Here is a 338-nt window from a genome sequence, read left to right on the forward strand (position 1 = left end):
CGGCACAGCACCGGCCAGAATCTGACCATACTGTGCCAGAACATGTCCGGCTCCCGGTACTGAGAGCAAACCATCCAGTTCCACGTAGATTCGCTCCGCACTGACTGATTGCAAAGTATCCCGTGCCGAGAGCGCCGCGGCCGCTGTTTGTTCATCCAGCGTGAATTCCAGCCGCGCCGCAAACCGCAGGGCCCGCAAAATGCGCAGGGCATCTTCCGCAAAACGTGCCGAAGGTTCGCCCACACACCGTATAATACCGGCGTCCAAATCTTTACGGCCGCCGTACAGGTCGATCACACCTTCCCCCGGCGCGTAGGCCATGGCGTTGATGGTAAAGT

General features: G+C 59.5%; 1 pseudogene. It reads right to left on the reverse strand.

What is annotated here, in order from left to right:
• Positions 1 to 338: pseudogene (locus H6B10_RS15815) on the reverse strand (CCA tRNA nucleotidyltransferase); the annotation flags it as partial.

The sequence above is a fragment of the Gemmiger formicilis genome (assembly GCF_016901605.1).
Lineage (GTDB): Bacteria > Bacillota > Clostridia > Oscillospirales > Ruminococcaceae > Gemmiger > Gemmiger formicilis_B.